Genomic DNA, 21,887 nt, shown 5'->3' on the forward strand with positions numbered 1-21,887 from the left:
CTTGCCGCCAGCGCCGATTTGCCTTCGCTTGCGGGCGCTCAATAAATGCCGCTAAAGACCGAGCCGACCCGGCCCGCTCCAGCGGTGCCGGGTTTTTCGCTTCATGACGACGTCCTTCATCGCCACGCCCCGTTCGATGCAGTTCGATGCGCCGCTTGCGCTGCAAAGCGGCGCCTCCATCCGCGGCTATTCGCTGGCCTACGAGACCTACGGCACGCTCAACGCCGACCGCAGCAACGCGGTGCTGATCTGCCATGCGCTGAACGCCTCGCACCACGTCGCCGGCGTGTACCCGGGCCAGGAGAAATCCGAGGGCTGGTGGGACACCATGATCGGTCCCGGCAAGCCGGTGGACACCGACCGCTTCTTCGTCATCGGCGTCAACAACCTCGGCTCCTGCTTCGGCTCCACCGGCCCGATGCACGAGAACCCCGACACCGGCCGCGTCTACGGCGCCGACTTCCCGGTGGTGACGGTGGAGGACTGGGTGGACGCGCAGGCGCGCCTGCTCGACGGCCTGGGCATCGCGCAGCTGGCGGCCGTCATGGGCGGCAGCCTGGGCGGCATGCAGGCGCTGTCGTGGACCTTGCAGTACCCGCAGCGCGTGCGGCACGCGGTGGTGGTGGCCAGCGCGCCCAACCTGAACGCCGAGAACATCGCCTTCAACGAAGTGGCGCGGCGCGCGATCGTCACCGACCCCGACTTCCACGGCGGCCATTTCTACCAGCACGGCGTGGTGCCCAAGCGCGGGCTGCGCATCGCCCGCATGATCGGCCACATCACGTACCTCTCCGACGACGTGATGAACGAGAAGTTCGGGCGGCAGCTGCGCAATGGCCTGGACCTGCAGTACACCACGCAGGACATCGAGTTCCAGATCGAGAGCTACCTGCGCTACCAGGGCGACAAGTTCAGCGAGTACTTCGACGCCAACACCTACCTGCTGATCACCCGCGCGCTCGACTACTTCGATCCCGCGCGCCGGCACAACGGCAACCTGGCCAAGGCGCTGGCGGTGGCCACGGCGAAGTTCCTGCTGGTGAGCTTCAGCACCGACTGGCGCTTCTCGCCGGCGCGCAGCCGCGAGATCGTCAAGGCGCTGCTGGACAACCGGCGCGACGTCAGCTACGCCGAGATCGACGCGCCGCACGGCCACGACGCCTTCCTGCTGGAGGATCCGCGCTACATGGCGGTCGTGCGTTCCTACTTCGACCGCATCGCCGCCGAGAGCGTCGCCGCCGTGCCGGTGCGCGAGACCGTGCGCGAACTGACCGCGGGAGCCGTGCTGTGACCGATCGCGCCACCATGAAGAGCATTGCGCGGCTGGTGCCGCAGGGCGCGCGGGTGCTGGACCTCGGCTGCGGCGACGGCGCGCTGCTGGACCTGCTGCAGCGCGAGCGCGGCTGCAGCGGCTACGGCATCGAGCTGGCCGACGAGAACGTACTGGCCTGCGTCAAGCGCGGGGTCAACGTGATCCAGCTGAACCTGGACCAGGGCCTGACCATCTTCGACGATGACAGCTTCGACGTGGTGCTGCAGATCGACACGCTGCAGCACCTGCGCAATGCCGAAGTGATGCTGCGCGAGACGGCGCGCGTGGGCAAGCTGGGCATCGTCGCCTTCCCCAACTTCGCGCACTGGCCCAACCGGCTGTCGATCGCGCGCGGCCGCATGCCGGTGACCAAGCGCCTGCCCTACCAGTGGTACGACACGCCCAACATTCGCGTCGGCACCTTCAAGGACTTCGAGGTGCTGGCCACCAAGAACAACCTGGCGATCCTGGATGCCTTCGGCCTGCAGGACGGGGAGGAGCGGCGCGTGCTGCCCAATCTCACCGCCGGCACCGCGGTCTTCAAGTTCCAGCGCGGATAGGTTAGGATTTGCCGCATCGGGATCGACAGCCTCCCGGTCCATCTGGATAGACGGTGTCCCGTCCAAGCGCTGGCAACTCTGTCATGGAGACGACCGTGGACACCGCCCTGCCTTCCCTTTCTCCTTCCGATTTCCGCACCCTCATCGGCCGCGCCGACGCGCCGCTGCTGCTCGACGTGCGCCGCCGCGAGAAGTTCGCCGCCAGCGATCGCCTGCTGCCCGGCGCGCTGTACTGCGCGCCCGAGGAGGTCGCGGACTTCGCGCGCAGCGAAGCGCCCCGCGACGCGATCGTCTATTGCGCCTACGGCCACCACCTCAGCCAGGACGCCGTGCGCACGCTGCGCGCGGCCGGCTGGGACGCGCGCTTCCTCGAAGGCGGCATCGCCGGCGGCGAGGACGGTGTCGACCGGCTGCAGGACATCGCCCGCTGGCGCGAGGTCGCGTTGCCCACCCTCCGCAAGCGGCCCGACTTCGGCGTGACCGGCGAGCGGCCCTCGCGCTGGATCACGCGCGCGCGGCCCAAGATCGACCGCATCGCCTGCCCCTGGCTGATCCGCCGCTTCATCGACCCGCGGGCGCAGTTCTTCTACGTGCCGGAGGCGGAAGTGTTCGCGCAGGCGCGCCGGCTCGAGGCCGTGCCCTACGACCTGCCGGACGCACCCATCACCCACGTGTGGGAGCGCTGCAGCTTCGATGCCCTGCTGGAAGCCTTCGATCTGCGCGAGCCCGCGCTGGACACGCTGGCCACCATCGTGCGCGGCGCCGACACCTCGCGGCTGAACCTGGCGCCGCAAAGCGCGGGGCTGCTGGCGCTGTCGCTCGGCCTGTCGCGCCTGCACGCCGACGACCACGCGATGCTGCAGCAGGCGCTGCCGCTGTACGACGCCTTGCATGCGTGGTGCCGCGACGCGCAGGGCGACACCCACAGCTGGCGGGCGCACGATGCGGCCGCGGCCCAGGCGGTGGCATGAGCGTGGTGCCCGCGCAGGTCGAGGCCGTGGCGCCGCCGCAGGGCGTGTCCTTCGGCGAGGCGCTGAAGTTCTGGCTGAAGCTGGGCTTCATCAGCTTCGGCGGGCCGGCCGGGCAGATCGCGATCATGCACAGGGAGCTGGTGGAGCAGAAGCGCTGGATCTCGGAGCGCCGCTTCCTGCACGCGCTGAACTACTGCATGGTTCTGCCCGGGCCCGAGGCGCAGCAGCTGGCCACCTACATCGGCTGGCTGATGCACCGCACCTGGGGCGGCATCGCCGCCGGCGCGCTGTTCGTGCTGCCTTCGCTGGCGATCCTGATCGCCCTGAGCTGGGTCTACCTCGCCTTCGGCAACGTGGAGTGGGTGGCGGGCCTGTTCTATGGCATCAAGCCGGCCGTGGCGGCGATCGTGCTGCACGCGGTCTGGCGCATCGGCAGCCGCACGCTGCGCCATCCGGCCAAGGTGCCGCTGCTCTGGCTGATCGCCATCGCCAGCTTCGTGGCGATCGCGATCCTGAAGATTCCCTTCCCCTGGGTCGTGGCAGCGGCGGCACTGGCCGGCGTGATCGGCGGGCGCTACGTCCCCGAACAGTTCGCCGTCGGCGGCGGCCACGGCGCGGCCGGCAAGTCCTATGGCGCCGCGCTGCTGGACGACCACACGCCGACACCCGCGCACGCGCAGTTCCGCCAGTCGCGGCTGGCGATGGTGGTGGCGGTGGGCGCCCTGCTGTGGCTGGCGCCCATGGCGCTGCTGGTGGCCGCGCAGGGCTGGGACGGCACGCTGGCGCAGATGGGGTGGTTCTTCACCAAGGCGGCGCTGCTCACCTTCGGCGGCGCCTATGCCGTGCTGCCCTACGTGTACCAGGGTGCGGTGGAGAACCACCAGTGGCTCACCGGCGCGCAGATGATCGACGGGCTGGCGCTGGGCGAGACCACGCCCGGCCCGCTGATCATGGTGGTGGCCTTCGTCGGCTTCGTCGGCGGCTGGGCACGCCAGGTGCTGGGGCCCGACGCGCTGTTCCTCGGCGGCGCGCTGGCCGCGACGGTGGTGACCTGGTTCACCTTCCTGCCCTCCTTCCTGTTCATCCTGGCCGGCGGGCCGCTGGTGGAATCCACCCACGGCAAGCTGGGCTTCACCGCTCCGCTGACCGCCATCACGGCCGCCGTGGTCGGCGTGATCGCCAGCCTGGCGCTGTTCTTCCTGGCGCACATCGCGCGCGACCGTCCCACGCTCGGCCTGCCCTTCGATGCGGTGGCGCTGCTGATCGCGGCAGCGGCCGCGGTGGCGCTGTTCCGCTTCAAGGCCGGCGTGATCCCGGTGATCGCCGGCTGCGCGCTGGCAGGCATGGTGCTGCGGCTGGCGGGCGTGGCCTGAAACGCGGAAAGCGCGATACTCCGGGCGACCTGTAGGACCTTGCCATGAACATCCTGATCACCGGCGGCGCCGGATTCCTCGGTGCCCGCCTTGCCCGTGCCTTGCTGAAGGCCGGCTCGTTTCCCCTGCGCGGCGCGCCCGCGCGCCCCATCCGCCAGATCGTGCTGGCCGACCGCGGCGCCCCGCCGCCGGACCTGCTGGCCGACGCCCGCGTGCGCTCGGTGCAGGGCGACCTGCTGGAGCTGCTGCAGCGGCGCGAGCTTCCGGCCACCGGCACCGACGCCGTGTTCCACCTGGCCGCCGCCGTCAGCGCGGAATGCGAGGCCGACTTCGACCTGGGCATGCGCAGCAACCTGGACACCACGCGGGCGCTGCTCGATGGCTGCCGGGCGCTGGGCACCTGCCCGGTGTTCGTGTTCGCCAGTTCGCTGGCCGTGTTCGGCCAGCAGCCCGGCCAGCCGCCGCTGGGCCTGATGCAGGACGACACGCTGCCCACGCCGCAGGGCAGCTACGGCATCCAGAAGTACATCGGCGAGCAGCTGGTGGCCGACTACACCCGCAAGGGCTTCATCGCCGGGCGCAGCGTGCGGCCGGTGACGGTGAGCGTGCGGCCCGGCCGCCCGAACGGCGCGGCCTCCGGATTCCTCAGCGGCATGATCCGCGAGCCGCTGGCCGGCGTGCGCGCGCAAGTGCCGGTGGGCCCGGACGTGCCGGTGGCGCTGGCCTCGCCCACCCGCACCATCGAAGGCATCGTCCGCGCCGCCGAGGTGAGCGACGCGCAATGGGGCCAGCGCACCGCGATCAACCTGCCTTCGCTGCGCACCACGGTCGGCGAGATGGCGGCGGCCCTGGAGAAGGTGGCCGGCCGGGAGGCCAGCGCGCTGCTGGTCTGGCAGCCGGATCCCGCCATCGAGAAGCTGGTGCGCAGCTGGCCGGGCGAGGTCGGCTGGGAGCGCGCGCGCGGCCTGGGACTGCGCAACGACGAGGGCTTCGAGGCGATCGTGCGCGAGTACATCGCCGAGAACGCGCAGGCCGTGCACGTCGCCGTGCGCTGAGGAGGAAGGGATGCCGCGCTTTGCCGCCAACCTGTCGATGCTCTATCCGGAGCACGCCTTCCTGGACCGCTTCGCCGCCGCCGCGCGCGACGGCTTCCAGGGCGTCGAATACCTGTTCCCCTACGAGCACGAGGCCAGGGAACTGGCCGCGCGCCTGCGCGAGCACGGCCTGCAGCAGGTGCTGTTCAACGCGCCGCCCGGCAACTGGGACGCGGGCGAGCGGGGCACGGCCTGCCTGCCCGGGCGCGAGCAGGAGTTCCGCGAGGGCATCCAGCGCGCGCTGCAGTACGCCGAGGTGCTGGCCTGCCCGCGCATCCACGTCATGGCGGGCCTGGTGCCCAGGAGCAGGAGCGCGAGGCGCTGCGTCCCACCTACGTCAACAACCTGCGCTGGGCGGCCCGCGAAGCCGCGAAGCAGGGCGTCGAGCTGCTGCTGGAGCCGATCAACACGCGCGACATCCCCAGCTTCTTCCTGAACCGGCAGGACGACGCGCACGCACTGGTGGGCGAGATCGGCGGCGTCAACGTCAAGGTGCAGATGGACCTGTACCACTGCCAGGTGGTGGAGGGCGACGTGGCCATGAAGATCCGCCAGTACCTGCCCACCGGCCGCGTCGGCCATTTCCAGATCGCGGGCGTGCCGCAGCGGCACGAGCCCGATGTCGGCGAGCTGAACTACCCCTACCTGTTCTCGGTGATCGACGAGGTCTCGGCCGCTTGCGGCTGGACCGGCTGGGTCGGCTGCGAGTACCGGCCGGCGCGCGGCGCGCAGGCGGGCGGCACCTCGCAGGGCCTGGGCTGGCTGCGGGCGCTCAGCCCTTCTTCATGACGTTGATGTTGCCGTCGGCCTCGAGGATGGCCATGCGCATGTCCTCGAGCGCGCAGTCGGCGCCGCGCAGCGCCTTCTCGACGTCGGAGCGCGGCACCCGCTGGCGCTTGAGCACGTCGTCGTAGATCACGCCGTCGCGCCCGATCAGCACCGGGTTGCCCTGCAGCACCGCGTCCATCTTCTTGCTGCGCGAAGTGAGCAGCGCGATCACCACGTCGAGCACGACCAGCGTGGCGGCGACGATCAGGCCCCCTTGCAGCGATTCGTCCTGGCCGCTGAGCGAGCCGCTGACCGCCTCGGACAGCAGCATGACCACGATCAGGTCGAAGGGCGTGAACTGTCCCACCGTGCGCTTGCCCGACAGCCGCACCATGCCGAGCAGCACCAGGTAGACCACGGTGGCGCGGACCACGAACTCCCACCACGGGGCCTGCAGGTCGAACATGTCGTTCTCCGGTCGTTGTGGGCGCAGTGGAGCGCAGCCGCTGCCTCAGCCGTGTCGGACGCAGGCGGAAACGCATGTCGGTGGGCCTGCGGGGCGGTGCGCTAGGCTCCTGCCATGGCGTTGACCCTGGCCCGACCCGTCCACAGCGAACTGCTGATCAAGAAGAGCCGCTTCCTCGGCTGCGTGCAGCCGGTGGCCGGGCGCGCGGAAGCGCTGGCGGTGGTCGATGGCCTGCGGGCCGAACACCCGGGCGCCGCGCACGTCTGCTGGGCCCTGCTGGCCGGCGGCCAGTCGGCGGCCAACGACGACGGCGAACCCGGTGGCACCGCCGGCCGGCCGATGCTGGAAGTGCTGCGCCACCAGCAGCTCGAAGGCGTGCTGGCGACGGTCGTGCGCTATTTCGGCGGCGTGAAGCTGGGGGCCGGCGGCCTGGTGCGCGCGTACACCGACGCCGTGGCGCAGGCGCTGCTGCAGGCGCAGAAGCTGCCGCTGCAGCGCACCCTGCAGTTCGCCTGCCGCGTGCCGTATGCGCTGGAGGGCATGGTGCGGCGGGAGTTGCAGGAAGCCGGCGCGGTCCTGGGCGAGGTGACGCACGGCGAGGCGGTGGAGATCGCGTTCGGGGTGGGGGAGGATGTCGCGCCGGCCTTGCGGGCGCGCTTGAACGAGGCGGGGCAGGGTCAGCTGCACTGGATTTCGTAGGCTGGTGGTGAGCGCAGCGAACCCCAGCGCTGGGGTGCCGCTCCGCTCGCACCGCCAGCCTACGAAGACCGCAGCCCGTAGGTCGTGGTGAGCCCGCAGGCGAACCGCGACACCCTCAAGCCCGCAGCTGCTTCAGATACTCCATCGCCGCCGCCGGCGCCCGCTCCTTCGCCCCATTGATGAAGAACACGAAGGCCTCCCTGCCTTCGCCCATGCCCACCCATTCCTTCGCCCCCTGCACCCACGGCGCCAGCGCCTGCGGCCGGTACCCCGTCGGCACCTCCGCCTCGCTGCGCATCAGCCGCAGGTACGCGAGCTCGCTGCGCGCATGCGGGATCGAGGGAAACTTCTCCGAGTCCGTGTACACCGTGGTGCAGCCGTGGCGCGCCAGCAGTTCCAGGTATGCCTCGGTGGCGAAGCTCGGATGCCGCACGTCCAGCACGTGCCGCAGCGGCCGGCCCTGCACCTCGCGCGGCAGCAGGCGCAGGAAGGCGTCCAGGTCTTCGGCGTGGAAGGCCGTGGTCGGCATCAGCTGCCACAGCAGCGGCCCGAGCTTGTCGCCCAGTTCGGCGAGGCCGCTGCCGACGAAGCGTTGCACGCCTTCCGCCGCGCTTGCCAGCACGCGCCGGTGCGTGGTGAAGCGGTGCGCCTTGAGCGAGAACACGAAGCCCTCGGGCGTCTCGTCGCGCCACCTGGCGAAGGTGGCCGGCTTGAAGGTGCTGTAGAAGGTGCCGTTGACCTCGATGGCGGTGAGCTGCCGGCTCGCGTACTGCAGCTCCTTCGCGTGCGCCAGGCCCTGGGGATAGAAGTTGTCGCGCCAGGGCTCGAAGGTCCAGCCACCGACGCCCACATGGATGCGCGGGGTCATGCGGCGCATCCTAGCCCAGCGTCGCGGCTGCTTGTACAGTGGCGGGAACAGCCATTTCCCCAAGCCGCCATGAACGCACCCCTGCACCGCGAACTGCCCGCCACCCTGCTCGACAGCGCCCGCGCGCTCGACCAGGTCACGCGCCAGTGGGACGGCGACATCGTCCGCCAGCTCACCGACTACATCGCCATTCCCGCCAAGTCGCCGGGCTTCGATCCGCAGTGGCAGCAGCACGGCCACATCGAGACCGTGCTGCGCAACGCCGCGCAATGGGTCGAGGCGCAGAAGGTCCCGGGCCTCAAGCTCGAGATCGTGCGCCTGGAAGGCCGCACGCCCGTGCTGTTCTTCGAGGTGGACTCCACCAAGGCCGGAAGCACGCAGACCATCCTGATGTACGGCCACCTGGACAAGCAGCCGGAATTCACCGGCTGGCGCAGCGACCTGGGGCCCTGGACGCCCAAGTACGAGGACGGCAAGCTCTATGGCCGCGGCGGCGCCGACGACGGCTACGCGGTGTACGCCAGCATCGCGGCCCTGCAGGCGCTCAAGGCGCAGGGCAAGCCGCATCCGCGCATCGTCGGCCTGATCGAGACCTGCGAGGAGTCGGGCTCCTACGACCTGCTGCCCTACGTCGATGCCCTGCGCACCCGCCTGGGCGACGTCGGCCTGGTGATCTGCCTGGACTCCGGCGCCGGCAACTACGACCAGCTGTGGCTCACCACCTCGCTGCGCGGGCTGGCGGGCGGCACGCTCAAGGTGCAGGTGCTGACCGAGGGCATCCACTCCGGCGATGCTTCCGGCCTGGTGCCTTCGAGCTTCCGCATCATGCGGCAGGTGCTGGACCGGCTGGAAGACAGCAGGAGCGGCCGCCTGCTGCCGCAAAGCTTCCACTGCGAGATCCCGGCGGACCGCGTCGAGCAGGTCAAGGCCACCGCCGCCATCCTGGGCGAGGAGGTCTACAAGCGCTTCCCCTGGGCGCACGCCGATTGCGGCGGCTCCACGTCATTCGCGCTGCCCACCACCACCGACCCGGTGCAGGCGCTGATCAACCGCACCTGGCTGCCGACGCTGTCGGTGACCGGTGCCGAAGGCTTCCCGGCGCTGCAGGACGCCGGCAACGTGCTGCGGCCCTACACCGCGTTCAAGCTCTCGCTGCGCCTGCCGCCGCTGGTGGATGCCGGCCAGGCGGTGCAGGAGCTCAAGACGCTGCTGGAGGACAACGCGCCCTACCAGGCGGTGGTGACCTTCGAGTCCAGCGGCGCCGCCTCCGGCTGGAACGCGCCGCCCACCACGCCCTGGTTCGAGCGGGCCCTCGATGCCGCCTCGCTGGCGCACTTCGGCGCGCCGGTCGGCTACATCGGCCAGGGCGGCACCATCCCGCTGATGAACATGCTGAGTGAGGGCTTCCCCCGCGCGCAGATGATGGTCTGCGGGGTGCTCGGGCCGCGCAGCAACGCGCACGGGCCGAACGAATTCCTGCACGTGCCCTACGCCAAAAGATTGACTGCCGCCGTGGCGGAAGTCATGGCGCAGATGCCTTGACGCCCGACGGCGTCGCATAAACGTCGCCAGCGGGCATTTTCCCCCGCTTGGGGCATTGACACCGGCGCCCGCTGGTCGATCATTGCTCACCGATGAGCCATGCCGGCACCGAGTCCACGCTTTCCACCTTTACTGCCAGCGATGGTGAAAACCTCGCGGTGCAGGACTGGTATTTCCCGAGGGCCTCAGCCCGCGCGGCACGGTCCTGATCGTCCACGGCCTGGGCGAGCACGCCGGCCGCTACGACGCGCTGGCGCGGGTGCTCAATGGCTGGGGCTTCGGCGTGCGCAGCTACGACCAGTACGGCCACGGCGAATCCGACGGCCAGCGCGGCGCCCTGCCGCATCCCAACCGCCTGCTCGACGACCTGGCCGACCTGGTGGAAAGCGCGCGCGTGCGCAACCCCGGCCTGCCGCTGGTGCTGCTCGGGCACAGCCTGGGCGGCCTGGTGGCCGCCAGCTTCGTCGCCCGCACGATGATGGCCGTCGATGCCCTGGTGCTGTCCTCGCCCGCCCTGGCCACGCGCCTGTCGCCGCTGCAGAAGGCGATGATGGCGGTGGTGCCGCGGATCGCGCCCAACCTCACCGTGGGCAACGGCCTGGATCCGCAGTACCTCTCGCACGACCCGCGGGTCGTGCAGGCCTACATGAACGACCCACGCGTGCACGACCGCATCTCCGGCCGGCTGGCACGCTTCATCGCCGAGGAAGGCGAACTGGTGCGCTCGCGCGCCCGGTCCTGGCGGGTGCCGACGCTGCTGATGTACGCGGGGGACGACCGGCTGGTCGATCCCGTGGGCAGCCAGCTGTTCGCGGCGGCGGCGCCGCGGCAGCACGTCAGCACGCGCTGCTTCGACGGCCTGTACCACGAGATCTTCAACGAGCGCGAGTCGCAGCCCGTCTACGACTGCCTCAGGCAGTGGCTGGACGCGCGCTTGTGAGCGCCAGCCACAGCAGGCCCCCGCGACCAGCGCCACCGGCAGCAGCGAACCGAGGTTCAGCCAGGTCCAGCCCTGCGTGGTCACCAGCACGCCGGAGGCGAACGAGGTGATAGCCAGCGTGAAGAAGATGAAGAAGTTCAGCGCCGCCTGCGCGCGGTCCTTCTCCTCGGGCGCATAGGTGGTGAGCGACAGCGTGGTGGCGCCGGTGAACAGGAAGTTCCAGCCCCACCCCAGCAGGAACAGCGCGATCCCGAACTGGTGCAGCGCCACGCCCGACAGCGCCACCGCGATGCACGCCAGGTTCAGCGCGACTCCCACGCCCATCACCGGCAGCGCGCCGAAGCGCTTGATCAGGTGGCCGGTGAAGAAGCCGGGCGCGAACATGCCGATCACGTGCCACTGCAGCACGAAGGCGGCGTCCGCGAAAGGCAGGCCGCACTGCTGCATCGCCAGCGGCGTGGCCGCCATCAGCAGGTTCATCACGCCGTAGCCCAGCGCCCCCGCCATGGCGGCCACCAGGAAGGCGGGTTGCCGCAGCAGCTGCGCGACCGAGCGGCCGCTGCGGTGCTTGGGCGGCGGCGGCGCGACGGGAAACCGCATGAAGGCCAGCAGCAGCATCGCGAGCAGCGCCACGCCCGCCAGCGCCACGTAGGCGCCGGCGAAGGGAGCAGCCATCCAGTTGCGCGTGCCGGCCGCGAGATTGGGGCCGACCACGGCGCCGATCAGGCCGCCGGCCATCACCAGCGACACCGCCTTCTCGCGCATCGCCGGCTGCGCCAGTTCGGCGGAGGCGAAGCGGTAGAGCGCGCCGTTGGCGCTGTAGTAGCCGGCCAGCACCGTGCCCGCGCACAGCAGCCAGAACTGGCGGGTGCTGGCCGCGTAGGCGCACAGCAGCGCGGAACCGAGCGCCACGGCCAGCCCGAGCTGGAAGGCGCGCTGGCGCCCGAAGCGTGCCTGCGAGCGGGCGACCACCCCGGTGAACAGCGCGCTGCCCACCACGTAGCCCATGACGGGCAGGGTGGCCATCCAGCCGTAGGGCGCGAGCGCCAGGCCCACCAGGCCGTTGATGGCGATGAAGGTGACGTTGTTGGTGAGGAACAGGCCTTGCAGGGCCGCCAGCAGCCAGAGGTTGCGGTTCAAGCCATGGCTCCGGCGAGGGTGAGGATGGCCAGTGCCGCCAGCGGCGCGGTCTCGGCGCGCAGCACGCGCGGGCCGAGGTTCACCGGCTGCCAGCCGCGCGCGAAGGCGGCGTCTTCCTCCGCCGGGGAGAGCCCGCCTTCGGGGCCGCTGAGCAAGGTCACTTCGGCCGTGCGCGGCACGGCCGCGAGCGCGCGACTGCCTTCGCGCAGCGACAGCACCAGCCCGGCCTGCTGCTGCGAAGCGAGCCAGCCCGCGAGCGGCTGCACCGCATGCACCACCGGCACGCGGTTGCGGCCGCACTGCTCGCAGGCGGCGATGGCCACCGCCTGCCAGTGCGCCTGCTTCTTCTGGGCGCGCTCGCCGGCCAGGCGCAGCACGCTGCGCTCGGCCACCAGCGGCTGGATGGAGGCGGCGCCGAGCTCGGTGGCCTTCTCCACCAGCCAGTCCATGCGTTCGTTGGCGGGCATGGCCAGCGCGAGGTGCACCGCCACCGGAGCCTCGCATTCGACGGCGTGGTGCGCGCCGACCGCCACCCGCACCTCGCTGCGGCCCATGTGCTCGATCACCGCGTCGTACGCGCCGCCGCGGCCGTCGAACAGGGTGAGCGCCTCGCCCGGCTGCATGCGCAGCACCTGCACGTGGCGCGCCGTGCCGGCCGGCAGCGCGAGGCGCGCGCCGCTCGCGAGGGGCTCCGCGCAGTGCAGGCGGGGCACTAGAGGCGCCCGAAGGCGAAGCCGCTGACCGCGTCGCTGCCCTCGACCTCGTCCACCAGGCGCGCCAGCGGCGCCAGTTCGCGGTAGCGGCCGGCGGTGGCGCGGATGTAGCCGATGAAGCGGGGCGCGTCGGCCAGGTACTTGGGCTTGCCGTCGCGCAGCGTGAGGCGCGCGAAGATGCCGGCCACCTTCAGGTGCCGCTGCAATCCCATCCACTCGACGCCGCGGTAGAACTCGCCGAAGTCCGCGTCCACGGGCAGGCCGGCCTTGCGCGCCTTTTCCCAGTAGCGCACGGTGATGTCGATGACGAAATCCTCGTCCCAGCTGAGGAAGGCGTCGCGCATCAGGCAGGCGATGTCGTAGGTGGTGGGGCCGTACACAGCGTCCTGGAAATCGAGCACGCCCAGGCGTGCTTCGGCCGGGTCGCGCGGCATCATCAGGTTGCGCGGCATGAAGTCGCGGTGCACGTACACGCTGGCGGCCGCCAGGTTGCGCTGCATGATCAGGCGGAACTGGCTGTCCAGCGTCTCGCGCATTTTGGGCGCGATCTCCAGGCCGCGGTGCTTGTGCAGGTACCAGTCGGGAAACAGCGCCAGCTCGCGCGCCAGCAGCGCCTCGTCGTAGGGCGGCAGCACGCCGGGCCGCGAAGCCAGCTGCCAGGCGATCAAGGCGTCGACCGCGCGCAGGTAAAGCTGCTGGGTCGCGCGCATCTGTTGCGCGTCGACCACTTCGATCATGGTCTGCGTCCCCAGGTCGTCCAGCAGCATGAAGCCCTGCGGCTGGTCCCAGGCCAGCACGCGCGGCACCAGCAGGCCGGCGTCGGCCATCAGGCCCGCGACCTTCACGAAGGGGGCGCAGTCCTCCTTCTCGGGCGGCGCGTCCATGACGATGAAGCTGCCCTGGCCGCCATCGACCCGCAGGTAGCGGCGGAAGCTCGCGTCGGCCGATGCCGGCCGCACCGTTTCCGGGCGCAGCTCATGCGCGGGAGAGACCTGGCCCAGCCAGTCGTGGAAGGCGGCTTCGCGCCGCGGGTCGCTCCAGGCGACCCCCGGGTGCGCAGGGGCCGTGGGATTCAGGGGTTGCGGGGAATCGCTCATGGATAATCGATTCTACAAATCCAACGTGGCGCGCCCGCCGGCGGCCCGGGTTCCCCAACCCCGATGCATCACCCAAGAAACAAGGCGTCCATCGCCCGCTTTGCCCTGAGTCCGGTGGCGATGGTCGCGGCGGCCCTGCTGCAGCCCCTGGCCGCGCAGGGCCAGGACGCCGCCGAACCCTCGCCCCGCCTGCGGGGCAGCCCGGTGCTGCGGGAGGACGTCGCGCCCGACGCGCGCTCGCAGCTGCCCACCTTCGTGGAGGGCGACCGCATCCAGGGCCGCACCGACATCGAGACCTCGATCGAGGGCAACGCGATGCTGCGCCGGGGCGACACCGTGATCCGCGCGCGCCGGCTGGAATACAACCAGCCCAAGGACCTGGCGCGCGCGATCGGCGACGTGCGCATCAACAAGGCCGGCAACGTGTTCGAGGGGCCGCTGCTGGAACTGGAAGTCGATGCCTTCCAGGGCTTCTTCAACGAGCCGCGCTACCGCTTCCTGCGCAACGACGCCTACGGCCAGGCCGACCGCATCGACTTCATCGACGACCAGCGCGCGGTCATCCGCAACGCGACCTACACCACCTGCCAGCGGCGGCCTGGCCCCAGCTGGATGCCGGACTGGATCCTGCGCGCCGCCTCGATCTCGCTCGACCAGGAAGAGGAAACGGGCAGCGCCGAGGGCGCCGTCCTCAGCTTCATGGGCGTGCCCATCCTGCCGGTGCCGGCCCTGAGCTTCCCGCTGGGGGACAAGCGCAAGTCGGGCCTGCTGCCGCCCACCATCGGCCTGGACAGCAAGAGCGGGCTGGAACTGACGCTGCCCTATTACTGGAACATCGCGCCCAACCGGGACGCGACCCTCTATCCCACGCTGATGACGCGCCGCGGCGTCGACCTGGGTGCGGAGTTCCGCTACCTGGAGCGCAACTACGACGGCGTGCTGCGCGGCAACTACCTGCCGGGCGACCGGCTGCGCAACGGCCAGGACCGCTGGGGCTTCTCCGCCAACCATGCGCAGCCGCTGCTGCAGCTGCCGGCATTCGGGGCCTCCAGCCTGTTCCTGAACCTGAACCGCGTCAGCGACGACAACTACTGGCGCGACTTCTCGCGCAGCTCCAGCTCGCTCACCCAGCGCCTGCTGGCGAACGACGCTTCGCTGAACTGGAGCTGGTTCGGCGTCAGCCTGTCCGGCCGCATCCAGCGCTGGCAGACGCTGCAGGACGTGGACAGCCCGATCGTGCCGCCCTACGACCGGGCCCCGCAGCTGACCGCCCGCCACGCGCGCAACAACCTCTGGCGCGGCTTCGACACCCTGGTGGAGGCCGACTACACGCACTTCACGCACTCGGTGCCCCAGGTGGCCGCCGACCGCTTCCCGACCGCGCCCGAGGTCACGCAGCCCAACGCCCATCGCACCTACACGCTGGCGCAGGTGAGCCGGCCCTTCCAGTCCCCCGGCTGGTTCGTGGTGCCCAAGGCGCAGCTGCACACGCGCCACTACGAGTTCGAGTCGGCGCTGGCCACCGGCGAGAAGACCGCCGACGTGACGGTGCCCACCTTCAGCCTGGACAGCGGGCTGGTGTTCGAGCGCCCGGCCCGCTTCTTCGGCCGTGCCTTCCAGCAGACGCTGGAGCCGCGCGCCTTCTACGTGTACACGCCGTTCCGCGACCAGAACCGCCTGCCCAACTACGACTCGGGCCTGAACGACTTCAACTTCGCGACCATCTACACCGAGAACGCCTACGGCGGCCACGACCGCATCGCCGACAACAACCTGCTGACGCTGGGCGCCACCTCGCGCCTGCTCGATCCCGACACCGGCGCCGAGGCGGCCAAGATCGCGATCGCCCAGCGCGTGCGCTTCAAGGACCAGCGCGTGACGCTGCCCGGCCAGGAGACGGTGAGCGAGCGCCTGTCGGACCTGCTGTTCGGCGCCTCGGTGAGCTTCTTCCCGCAATGGAGCGCCGAGGGCACGGTGCAGTACAACCCGAAGACGCAGCAGTCGATCCGCTCGACCGTCGGCGTGCGCTACAACCCGGGCAACTACCGCGTGATCTCGGCGGCCTACCGGCGCCAGCAGGGCTTCAGCGAGCAGCTGGACATCGGCTGGCAGTGGCCGCTCAACGACCTGTGGGGCGACAAGGGGCAGGACCTCGGCCCCGGCATGGGCGAGGGCGAAGGCCGCTGGTACAGCGTGGGCCGACTGAACTACAGCCTGCGCGACCGCCAGCTGGTCGACGGCATCCTCGGCCTGGAATACGACGCCGGCTGCTGGCTCGGCCGCATCGTGGTCGAACGGCTGCAGGCGGGCACCAACACTTCCAACAAGCGGATATTGTTCCAGCTCGAGTTCGTCGGCTTCAGCCGGCTGGGGTCCGGCGCTTTACAGACGCTCAAGCAGAATATCCCCCGCTACCAGTACCTGCGCGAGCGCACCACCACGCCCAGCCGGTTCAGCAATTACGACTAGAGTGCAGACACGATGAATCCTCGTTCCCTGGCCATGCGGCTGTCCCTGGCCGGCCTGCTCGCCGCCTCCGTGCTTCCGGCGGCGGGGCAAGGCCTGCGCGTGGCGCCCCAGCTCGGCGTGCGGCCTGCCGCGCCCGCGGCCCCGGCGGCGGCCCGCGCGCGGCCGACTTCATCGTCGCGGTGGTCAACTCCGAGCCGATCACCAATACCGAGGTGCGCGCGCGCATGCTGCGCTTCGAACAGCAGCTGGTGCAGCAGGGCGCGGCCCTGCCGCCGCGCCAGCAGCTGGCGCGCGAGGTGGTGGAGCGGCTGATCACCGAGAAGGCGCAGCTGCAGCTGGCGCGCGACAGCGGCATCCGCGTGGACGACGCGGTGGTGGACCAGGCCGAGCGCGGCATCGCCCGCCAGAACGGCGTGGAGATCGCCGAGCTGCGCCGGCGCATGACGGCCGACGGCATCAACGTCACCCAGTTCCGCGAGGACCTGCGCAACCAGATCCTGCTGCAGCGCCTGCGCGACCGCGAGCTCGAATCGCGCGTGCGCGTGAGCGAGCTGGACATCGACCAGTACCTGCGCGAACAGCAGCAGGGCGGCGGCGACCCGGCGCTCACCGAACTCAACCTCGCCCACATCCTGGTGGCGGTTCCCGAAACCGCCACCGAGGCGCAGCTGGCGCAGGCGCGGGCGAAGGCCGAACAGCTGGTGCGCCGCATCCGCGCCGGCGAGGACTTCGGCAAGCTGGCGCGCGAGAACTCCGACGCCACCGGTGCCGCGCAGAACAGCGGCGCGGTGGGCGTGCGCACGGCCGACCGACTGCCGCCGCTGTTCCTGGAGGCGATCCGCGAGGTGAAGGACGGCGGCGTGTCGGAGCCGGTGCGCTCCGAGGCGGGCTTCCACATCGTCAAGGTGATCGAGAAGCGGCAGGTGGGCGCCGCCGGCATGGCGGTCACGCAAAGCCATGCCCGCCACATCCTGCTGCGCCCCGCCGGCAACCTCACCGAGGCCCAGGCACGCCAGCGCCTGGCCGACATGAAGCGCCGCGTGCAGGCCGGGCAGGCCGACTTCGCGCAGCTCGCGCGCGAGAACTCGCAGGATGCCAGCGCCCGCAACGGCGGCGACCTGGGCTGGGCCAGCCCGGGCATGTTCGTGCCCGAGTTCGAGGAAGTGCTGGCCAGCCTGCAGCCCGGCCAGATCGCCGACCCGCTGGTCAGCCGCTTCGGCGTGCACCTGATCCAGCTGCTGGAGCGCCGCCAGGCCACCATGAGCGACCGCGAGCAGCGCGAGGTGGTGCGCAACCTGGTGCGCGAGAAGAAGCTGGACGAGGCCTACGTGCAGTGGTCGCGCGAAGTCCGCGGCCGCGCCTACGTGGAACTGCGCGAACCGCCGCAGTTGTGAAGCATGTCGCGCGCAAGCGCTTCGGCCAGCACTTCCTGGCCGACGTGGCCATCATCGATGCGATCGTGCGCGAGATCGCGCCCCGGCCCGGCCAGGCCATGGTGGAGATCGGCCCCGGCCTGGCGGCCCTGACGCAGCCCCTGGTGGAGCGGGTCGGCCAGCTCACGGTGGTGGAACTCGATCGCGACCTCGCCGTGCGCCTGCGCCAGCACGCGCAGCTGAAGGTGGTCGAGTCCGACGTGCTCAAGGTGGACTTTGCCGCGCTGGCCGACGAACTCGGTGCCCCGAAGCTGCGCGTGGTGGGCAACCTGCCCTACAACATCTCCAGCCCCATCCTGTTCCACCTGCTGCAGTACGTGCACCGGGTGGAGGACCAGCACTTCATGCTGCAGAAGGAAGTGGTGGACCGGATGGTGGCCTCGCCCTCGACCGCCGACTACGGGCGCCTGTCGGTGATGCTGCAGTGGCGCTATGCGATGGAAAGCGTGCTGTTCGTGCCGCCGGAGTCCTTCGACCCGCCGCCCCGGGTGGACAGCGCCGTGGTGCGCATGGTGCCGCTGGCGCAGCACGCCGCGGTGGACGAGGGGCTGCTGTCGGAGATGGTGCAGGTGGCTTTCTCGCAGCGGCGCAAGCTGCTGCGCCACAGCCTGGGCCGGTGGCTGGAGCAGAAAGGCTTCGGCGGCACCTTCGACCTGCAGCGCCGGGCCGAGGAGGTGCCGGTGGCGGAGTACCTGTGGCTGTGCGAGGCGCTGACGCAGGACACCGCCGGCTATTGAAGAAGCGAAGAAGCCGCCATGAAAAAAGCCGGGCAGTGCCCGGCTTTCTTGTCCTTCAGGACGGGTCTCAGGCTGCTGCCAGCCAGTAACCCGCGTTGAAGGGGCTGCTCATGCGCAGCGCGAGAGGGGAAACGTCCAGGATCTTGTCCGTGGGCATCTTCTCTCCGTCCGTGGCGACCGGCTGTTGCACGGTTTCGCCCTGGGCCTCGTTCGCCCGTTCCGCTTGGCCTTGTTGCGCGGAACGGGCTACCGAAAAGAATAGAAACAGCGGAATGGTACTTTCCGGTCTGCCCAGTAGTCCGCCGTGTCGCGGAAGATGTCCAGCAGCTGCTCGCGCGCTTCCTTGTCGAACTTGCCGTTGGCCGGGATGTGCTCCAGCACCACGATGAAGCCCGGCTGCGGGCCCGACTTGTGCAGCGGGTCGGTCATGCAGTCGTACAGCGCGTCGAAGTTCTTGCCGAAGTGCTGCGGGAAGGTGAACTGCTGGGCGATCATGTCCAGCACGTCCTGCTTGCTCTGGGCCGTGGCCAGGTTGGCGTACAGGAAATGCTGGCCCATCGCGGTGGCAGTCTCCTGCAGGTCCTGCACGCGGTAGGCGCGGATGGACTGCACGATGTTGCTGCGCACCCCTTTCAAGGGCGTCTCGGAAATATCAGGACGAAGTGGCTTGTCCATCTCCGTTGCTTTCTCGTTGGTCAAAAACAGGTCCCGCTTCATTTCGGGGTCACTCCACAATCTTGAGGAAACTGGCGTAGTGGTCAGCGGTGTAATAACAGGCATGCGGTGTCTTCTGCGGTCCCCCGCATACGATGCGCCGGGCTCCCCGGTCGCGTGATCCTGGCGTCTTCACGGTGTACTCGCGGTAGTAGCCGCGCGTCTTGATCGGGAGCAAGCGTTCCCGGTTGCCAAACACCGCTCCGTCCTTTTCATACGGGAAAGGTCCGCCCCGGCGGATCAGTTCGTAGGTCTCCTGGCCCTGGCGGGGCAGCTGGGTGACGAGCACCGTGGCCGCTCCGCCCACAGCGGGTCCGTCCTGGAAGCCCCGTGCCTGGGCAAGGGGAACACCGGCAACTGCGACGGCAAGGAGGGCGCTGGTGAGCGCTGACTTGATTGCCGCGAACCGGGCCATGAACGGACCTTCTAGGGAGATCTTCAAGGGACGCCTGCCGGCACCTGCCGGCATTTCTTTACCCGGGTAAACCCGGAAAACTCAAGCGCGGTAGTGTGACGCATGTCTTCCCGAAAGGCAAGCCGATGCCCAAAATTTGGGCACGGGGCAAGGCCTTTCGGGACCCGGACCGCTGTCGCTAAGTTAGCGCCAGCTGTCGAGAAGGGGCTTATCGAGCCGCGTTGGCGTCGGCCACGGTCAGCGCGGCCATGTTGACGATGCGGCGCACCGTGGTGCTCGCCGTCAGGATGTGCACCGGCTTGGCCGCCCCCAGCAGGACCGGGCCGATGGCGATGTTGCCGCCCGCCGCCGTCTTGAGCAGGTTGTAAGAAATATTGGCTGCATCGATGTTCGGCAGCACCAGCAGGTTGGCGTCGCCGGCCAGGGTGCTGTGCGGCATCAGCTGCAGCCGCGCCGGCGCGTCGAGCGCGATGTCGCCGTGCATCTCGCCATCGACTTCCAGCCAGGGCGCCTGTTCGTGCAGCATTTCCAGGGTCTGGCGCATCTTCAGCGCGCTCGGGTGGTTGCTGCTGCCGAAGTTGGAGTGGCTCAGCAGGGCGACCTTGGGCTTGAGGCCGAAGCGCAGCATTTCCTCCGCCGCCAGCAGCGTGATCTCGGTGAGCTGCTCCGCGCTCGGGTCGTAGTTGACGTGCGTGTCCACCAGGAACAGCTGGCGGCCCGGAAGCATCAGCCCGTTCATGCAGGCATAGGTGTTGACGCCGGCGCGCTTGCCGATCACCTGGTCCAGGTAGCGCAGGTGGATGTCGGTGGTGCCCCAGGTGCCGCAGATCATGCCGTCCACCTGGTCCTTGTGCAGCAGCATGGCGCCGATCAGCGTCAGGCGGCGGCGCATCTCGATCTTGGCCATCTGCACCGTCACGCCCTTGCGGTCGGTCATGCGGTGGTAGGTCTGCCAGAAGTCGCGGTAGCGGTCGTCCTGTTCGACGTTGACGACGTCGTAGTCGCGGCCTTCCTGCAGGCGCAGGCCGAACTTCTCGACGCGCTCGGCGATGATCTTCGGCCGGCCGATCAGCGTCGGGCGGGCCACCGATTCGTCGGCCACGATCTGGGCGGCGCGCAGCACGCGCTCTTCCTCGCCCTCGCAGAAGGCCACCCTCTTCTTGGCCGCGTTCCTGGCCATGGTGAAGATCGGCTTCATGGTCGTGCCGGAGGCGTAGACGAAGCTTTGCAGCTGCTCGCGGTAGGCGTCCATGTCCTTGACCGGGCGCGCCGCCACGCCGCTGTCGGCCGCCGCCTTGGCGACCGCGGGCGCGATCTTGATCATCAGGCGCGGGTCGAAGGGCTTCGGGATCAGGTACTCGGGGCCGAAGGACAGCTTCTCGCCGGCGTAGGCCGCGGCCACCACCTCGCTCTGCTCCGCCTGCGCCAGTTCGGCCAGCGCGTAGACCGCGGCGATCTCCATTTCCACCGTGATGGTGGTGGCGCCGGAGTCCAGCGCGCCGCGGAAGATGTAGGGGAACACCAGGACGTTGTTGACCTGGTTCGGGTAGTCGGTGCGGCCGGTGGCGATGATGCAGTCGGGACGCGCCGCCTTGGCGTCTTCCGGCGAGATCTCCGGGTTGGGGTTGGCCAGCGCCAGGATCAGCGGGTGGGCCGCCATCTTCTTGACCATGTCCGCCTTGAGCACGCCGCCGGCGGACAGGCCGAGGAACACGTCGGCATCGGCGATGACCTCGGTCAGCGTGCGCGCGGAGGTCTCCTGCGCGAACTGCACCTTGTCCTCGTCCATCAGTTCCTTGCGGGCCCGTGTAGACCACGCCGGCCAGGTCGGTCACGAAGATGTTCTTCTTCGGCACGCCCAGCTTCACCAGCAGGCCCAGGCAGGCCAGCGCCGCGGCGCCGGCGCCGGAGGTCACCAGCTTGACGTTCTTGATGTCCTTGCCCACGACCTTCAGGCCGTTGAGGATGGCCGCAGCGACGGTGATGGCCGTGCCGTGCTGGTCATCGTGGAAGACCGGGATCTTCATGCGCTCGCGCAGCTTGCGCTCCACGTAGAAGCAGTCCGGCGCCTTGATGTCCTCGAGGTTGATGCCGCCGAAGGTGGGTTCCAGCGCGGCGATGATGTCGACCAGCTTGTCCAGGTCGTTCTTCTCGGCCACTTCGATGTCGAACACATCGATGCCGGCGAACTTCTTGAACAGGACGCCCTTGCCCTCCATCACCGGCTTGGCCGCCAGCGGGCCGATGTCGCCCAGGCCCAGCACTGCCGTGCCGTTGGTGATGACCGCCACCAGGTTGCCGCGCGCCGTGTAGCGGAATGCGTTGGCCGGGTCCTTGACGATCTCCTCGCAGGGCGAGGCCACGCCGGGCGAATACGCGAGCGACAGGTCGTGCTGGTTGACCAGCTGCTTGGTCGGCGCGATGGCGATCTTGCCGGGCGTCGGGTGCTCGTGGTACTCGAGGGCAGCCAGGCGCAGCTCGGCGCGCTTGTCGGACTTCGCCGGAGGGACGGTGGACATGGAATGCAGTCTCCTGGGCGCCTTGGAAGGCTGGCGCCGGCTTGTTCTGGAAGGGCT

The 21,887-nt window shown here is 69.9% G+C and carries 17 protein-coding genes and 3 pseudogenes; 12 read left to right on the forward strand and 8 right to left on the reverse strand.

The annotated features are described in order from the left end of the window. The first annotated feature begins 103 nt into the window (after positions 1-103). From metX to HK415_RS19015, 6 genes and pseudogenes are all read left to right on the forward strand, one after another. Entirely contained in the window at positions 104-1,291 is a 1,188-nt protein-coding gene (gene metX, locus HK415_RS18990) for a homoserine O-succinyltransferase MetX (RefSeq protein WP_171561987.1), read from the forward strand. After that, positions 1,288-1,872: a methionine biosynthesis protein MetW gene (gene metW / locus HK415_RS18995; RefSeq protein WP_171561989.1), complete on the forward strand. Its 585-nt coding sequence runs from the start codon at positions 1,288-1,290 to the stop codon at positions 1,870-1,872. The genes metX and metW overlap by 4 nt, the downstream gene beginning before the upstream one ends. 95 nt (positions 1,873-1,967) lie before the next feature. Next, positions 1,968-2,843: a chromate resistance protein ChrB domain-containing protein gene (locus tag HK415_RS19000; RefSeq protein WP_309246754.1), complete on the forward strand. Its 876-nt coding sequence runs from the start codon at positions 1,968-1,970 to the stop codon at positions 2,841-2,843. Continuing rightward, positions 2,840-4,216, forward strand: a complete 1,377-nt coding sequence (chrA, locus tag HK415_RS19005) for a chromate efflux transporter (RefSeq protein WP_171561994.1) — start codon at positions 2,840-2,842, stop codon at positions 4,214-4,216. The genes HK415_RS19000 and chrA overlap by 4 nt, the downstream gene beginning before the upstream one ends. A gap of 44 nt (positions 4,217-4,260) precedes the next feature. Then, positions 4,261-5,271, forward strand: a complete 1,011-nt coding sequence (denD, locus tag HK415_RS19010) for a D-erythronate dehydrogenase (RefSeq protein ID WP_171561996.1) — start codon at positions 4,261-4,263, stop codon at positions 5,269-5,271. Positions 5,272-5,308: 37 nt separating this feature from the next. Next, positions 5,309-6,099, forward strand: a pseudogene (locus HK415_RS19015) (hydroxypyruvate isomerase family protein). Here HK415_RS19015 and HK415_RS19020 read toward each other — a convergent pair. Next, entirely contained in the window at positions 6,083-6,544 is a 462-nt protein-coding gene (locus HK415_RS19020) for a DUF421 domain-containing protein (protein ID WP_171561997.1), read from the reverse strand. The pseudogene HK415_RS19015 and the gene HK415_RS19020 sit on opposite strands and share 17 nt — an antisense overlap. A gap of 114 nt (positions 6,545-6,658) precedes the next feature. On the opposite strand from HK415_RS19020, the gene HK415_RS19025 reads away from it, so the two are divergent. Next, positions 6,659-7,243 carry an IMPACT family protein gene (locus HK415_RS19025; protein WP_171561998.1) on the forward strand — a complete coding sequence of 195 codons (585 nt, stop codon included), beginning with the start codon at positions 6,659-6,661 and terminating at the stop codon, positions 7,241-7,243. A gap of 115 nt (positions 7,244-7,358) precedes the next feature. Here the strand turns inward: HK415_RS19025 and HK415_RS19030 are convergent, their stop codons facing one another. Further along, positions 7,359-8,111: a DUF72 domain-containing protein gene (locus HK415_RS19030; protein WP_253261953.1), complete on the reverse strand. Its 753-nt coding sequence runs from the start codon at positions 8,109-8,111 to the stop codon at positions 7,359-7,361. Between the two features lie 69 nt (positions 8,112-8,180). On the opposite strand from HK415_RS19030, the gene HK415_RS19035 reads away from it, so the two are divergent. Beyond that, a complete protein-coding gene (locus tag HK415_RS19035) occupies positions 8,181-9,653 on the forward strand; it encodes a M20 family metallopeptidase (protein ID WP_171562000.1) in 1,473 nt (490 codons plus the stop codon). A 220-nt stretch (positions 9,654-9,873) separates the two neighbouring features. Continuing rightward, positions 9,874-10,593 carry an alpha/beta hydrolase gene (locus HK415_RS19040; protein ID WP_309246862.1) on the forward strand — a complete coding sequence of 240 codons (720 nt, stop codon included), beginning with the start codon at positions 9,874-9,876 and terminating at the stop codon, positions 10,591-10,593. Here the strand turns inward: HK415_RS19040 and HK415_RS19045 are convergent. The 3 genes and pseudogenes from HK415_RS19045 to HK415_RS19055 form a co-directional block, all read right to left on the reverse strand. After that, positions 10,565-11,733, reverse strand: a pseudogene (locus tag HK415_RS19045) (MFS transporter). The gene HK415_RS19040 and the pseudogene HK415_RS19045 sit on opposite strands and share 29 nt — an antisense overlap. Beyond that, the gene (locus HK415_RS19050) at positions 11,730-12,446 is read right to left on the reverse strand and encodes a 16S rRNA (uracil(1498)-N(3))-methyltransferase (RefSeq protein ID WP_171562002.1); all 717 of its coding nucleotides are present in this window, start codon (positions 12,444-12,446) and stop codon (positions 11,730-11,732) included. The pseudogene HK415_RS19045 and the gene HK415_RS19050 overlap by 4 nt, the downstream one beginning before the upstream one ends. Then, positions 12,446-13,543 carry an aminoglycoside phosphotransferase family protein gene (locus HK415_RS19055; RefSeq protein ID WP_171562004.1) on the reverse strand — a complete coding sequence of 366 codons (1,098 nt, stop codon included), beginning with the start codon at positions 13,541-13,543 and terminating at the stop codon, positions 12,446-12,448. The genes HK415_RS19050 and HK415_RS19055 overlap by 1 nt, the downstream gene beginning before the upstream one ends. Before the next feature lie 63 nt (positions 13,544-13,606). On the opposite strand from HK415_RS19055, the gene HK415_RS19060 reads away from it, so the two are divergent. The 3 genes from HK415_RS19060 to rsmA all read left to right on the forward strand — a co-directional run bounded on the left by HK415_RS19060 (position 13,607) and on the right by rsmA (position 18,182). Further along, on the forward strand, positions 13,607-16,012 hold the full coding sequence (locus tag HK415_RS19060; RefSeq protein WP_171562006.1) for an LPS-assembly protein LptD: 2,406 nt from the start codon (positions 13,607-13,609) through the stop codon (positions 16,010-16,012). A 179-nt stretch (positions 16,013-16,191) separates the two neighbouring features. Further along, positions 16,192-17,406: a peptidylprolyl isomerase gene (locus HK415_RS26580; RefSeq protein WP_309246755.1), complete on the forward strand. Its 1,215-nt coding sequence runs from the start codon at positions 16,192-16,194 to the stop codon at positions 17,404-17,406. Continuing rightward, entirely contained in the window at positions 17,403-18,182 is a 780-nt protein-coding gene (rsmA, locus tag HK415_RS19070; protein WP_171562008.1) for a 16S rRNA (adenine(1518)-N(6)/adenine(1519)-N(6))-dimethyltransferase RsmA, read from the forward strand. Before HK415_RS26580 ends, rsmA begins: the two co-directional genes overlap by 4 nt. Positions 18,183-18,428: 246 nt before the next feature. Here rsmA and HK415_RS19075 read toward each other — a convergent pair whose 3' ends face one another. The 3 genes and pseudogenes from HK415_RS19075 to HK415_RS19085 all read right to left on the reverse strand — a co-directional run bounded on the left by HK415_RS19075 (position 18,429) and on the right by HK415_RS19085 (position 21,830). After that, positions 18,429-18,857 (reverse strand): barstar family protein, encoded by a 429-nt coding sequence (locus HK415_RS19075; RefSeq protein WP_171562010.1) that lies wholly within the window; start codon positions 18,855-18,857, stop codon positions 18,429-18,431. 49 nt (positions 18,858-18,906) lie between these two features. Then, a complete protein-coding gene (locus tag HK415_RS19080; RefSeq protein WP_171562012.1) occupies positions 18,907-19,311 on the reverse strand; it encodes a guanyl-specific ribonuclease in 405 nt (134 codons plus the stop codon). A gap of 208 nt (positions 19,312-19,519) precedes the next feature. Next, positions 19,520-21,830: pseudogene (locus tag HK415_RS19085) on the reverse strand (NADP-dependent malic enzyme). Between the last annotated feature and the right edge of the window lie 57 nt (positions 21,831-21,887).

The sequence above is a fragment of the Ramlibacter montanisoli genome, from assembly GCF_013087525.1.
GTDB classification, from domain to species: domain Bacteria; phylum Pseudomonadota; class Gammaproteobacteria; order Burkholderiales; family Burkholderiaceae_C; genus Ramlibacter; species Ramlibacter montanisoli.

Coding starts and splice junctions, on each gene's coding strand:
- chrA (WP_171561994.1), top strand. CDS start 2,840: ATGAGCGTGGTGCCCGCGCAGGTCGAGGCCGTGGCGCCGCCGCAGGGC.
- HK415_RS19020 (WP_171561997.1), bottom strand. CDS start 6,544: ATGTTCGACCTGCAGGCCCCGTGGTGGGAGTTCGTGGTCCGCGCCACC.
- metX (WP_171561987.1), top strand. CDS start 104: ATGACGACGTCCTTCATCGCCACGCCCCGTTCGATGCAGTTCGATGCG.
- HK415_RS19080 (WP_171562012.1), bottom strand. CDS start 19,311: ATGGCCCGGTTCGCGGCAATCAAGTCAGCGCTCACCAGCGCCCTCCTT.
- HK415_RS19075 (WP_171562010.1), bottom strand. CDS start 18,857: ATGGACAAGCCACTTCGTCCTGATATTTCCGAGACGCCCTTGAAAGGG.
- HK415_RS19030 (WP_253261953.1), bottom strand. CDS start 8,111: ATGACCCCGCGCATCCATGTGGGCGTCGGTGGCTGGACCTTCGAGCCC.
- HK415_RS19035 (WP_171562000.1), top strand. CDS start 8,181: ATGAACGCACCCCTGCACCGCGAACTGCCCGCCACCCTGCTCGACAGC.
- HK415_RS19060 (WP_171562006.1), top strand. CDS start 13,607: ATGCATCACCCAAGAAACAAGGCGTCCATCGCCCGCTTTGCCCTGAGT.
- HK415_RS19025 (WP_171561998.1), top strand. CDS start 6,659: ATGGCGTTGACCCTGGCCCGACCCGTCCACAGCGAACTGCTGATCAAG.
- HK415_RS19055 (WP_171562004.1), bottom strand. CDS start 13,543: ATGAGCGATTCCCCGCAACCCCTGAATCCCACGGCCCCTGCGCACCCG.
- denD (WP_171561996.1), top strand. CDS start 4,261: ATGAACATCCTGATCACCGGCGGCGCCGGATTCCTCGGTGCCCGCCTT.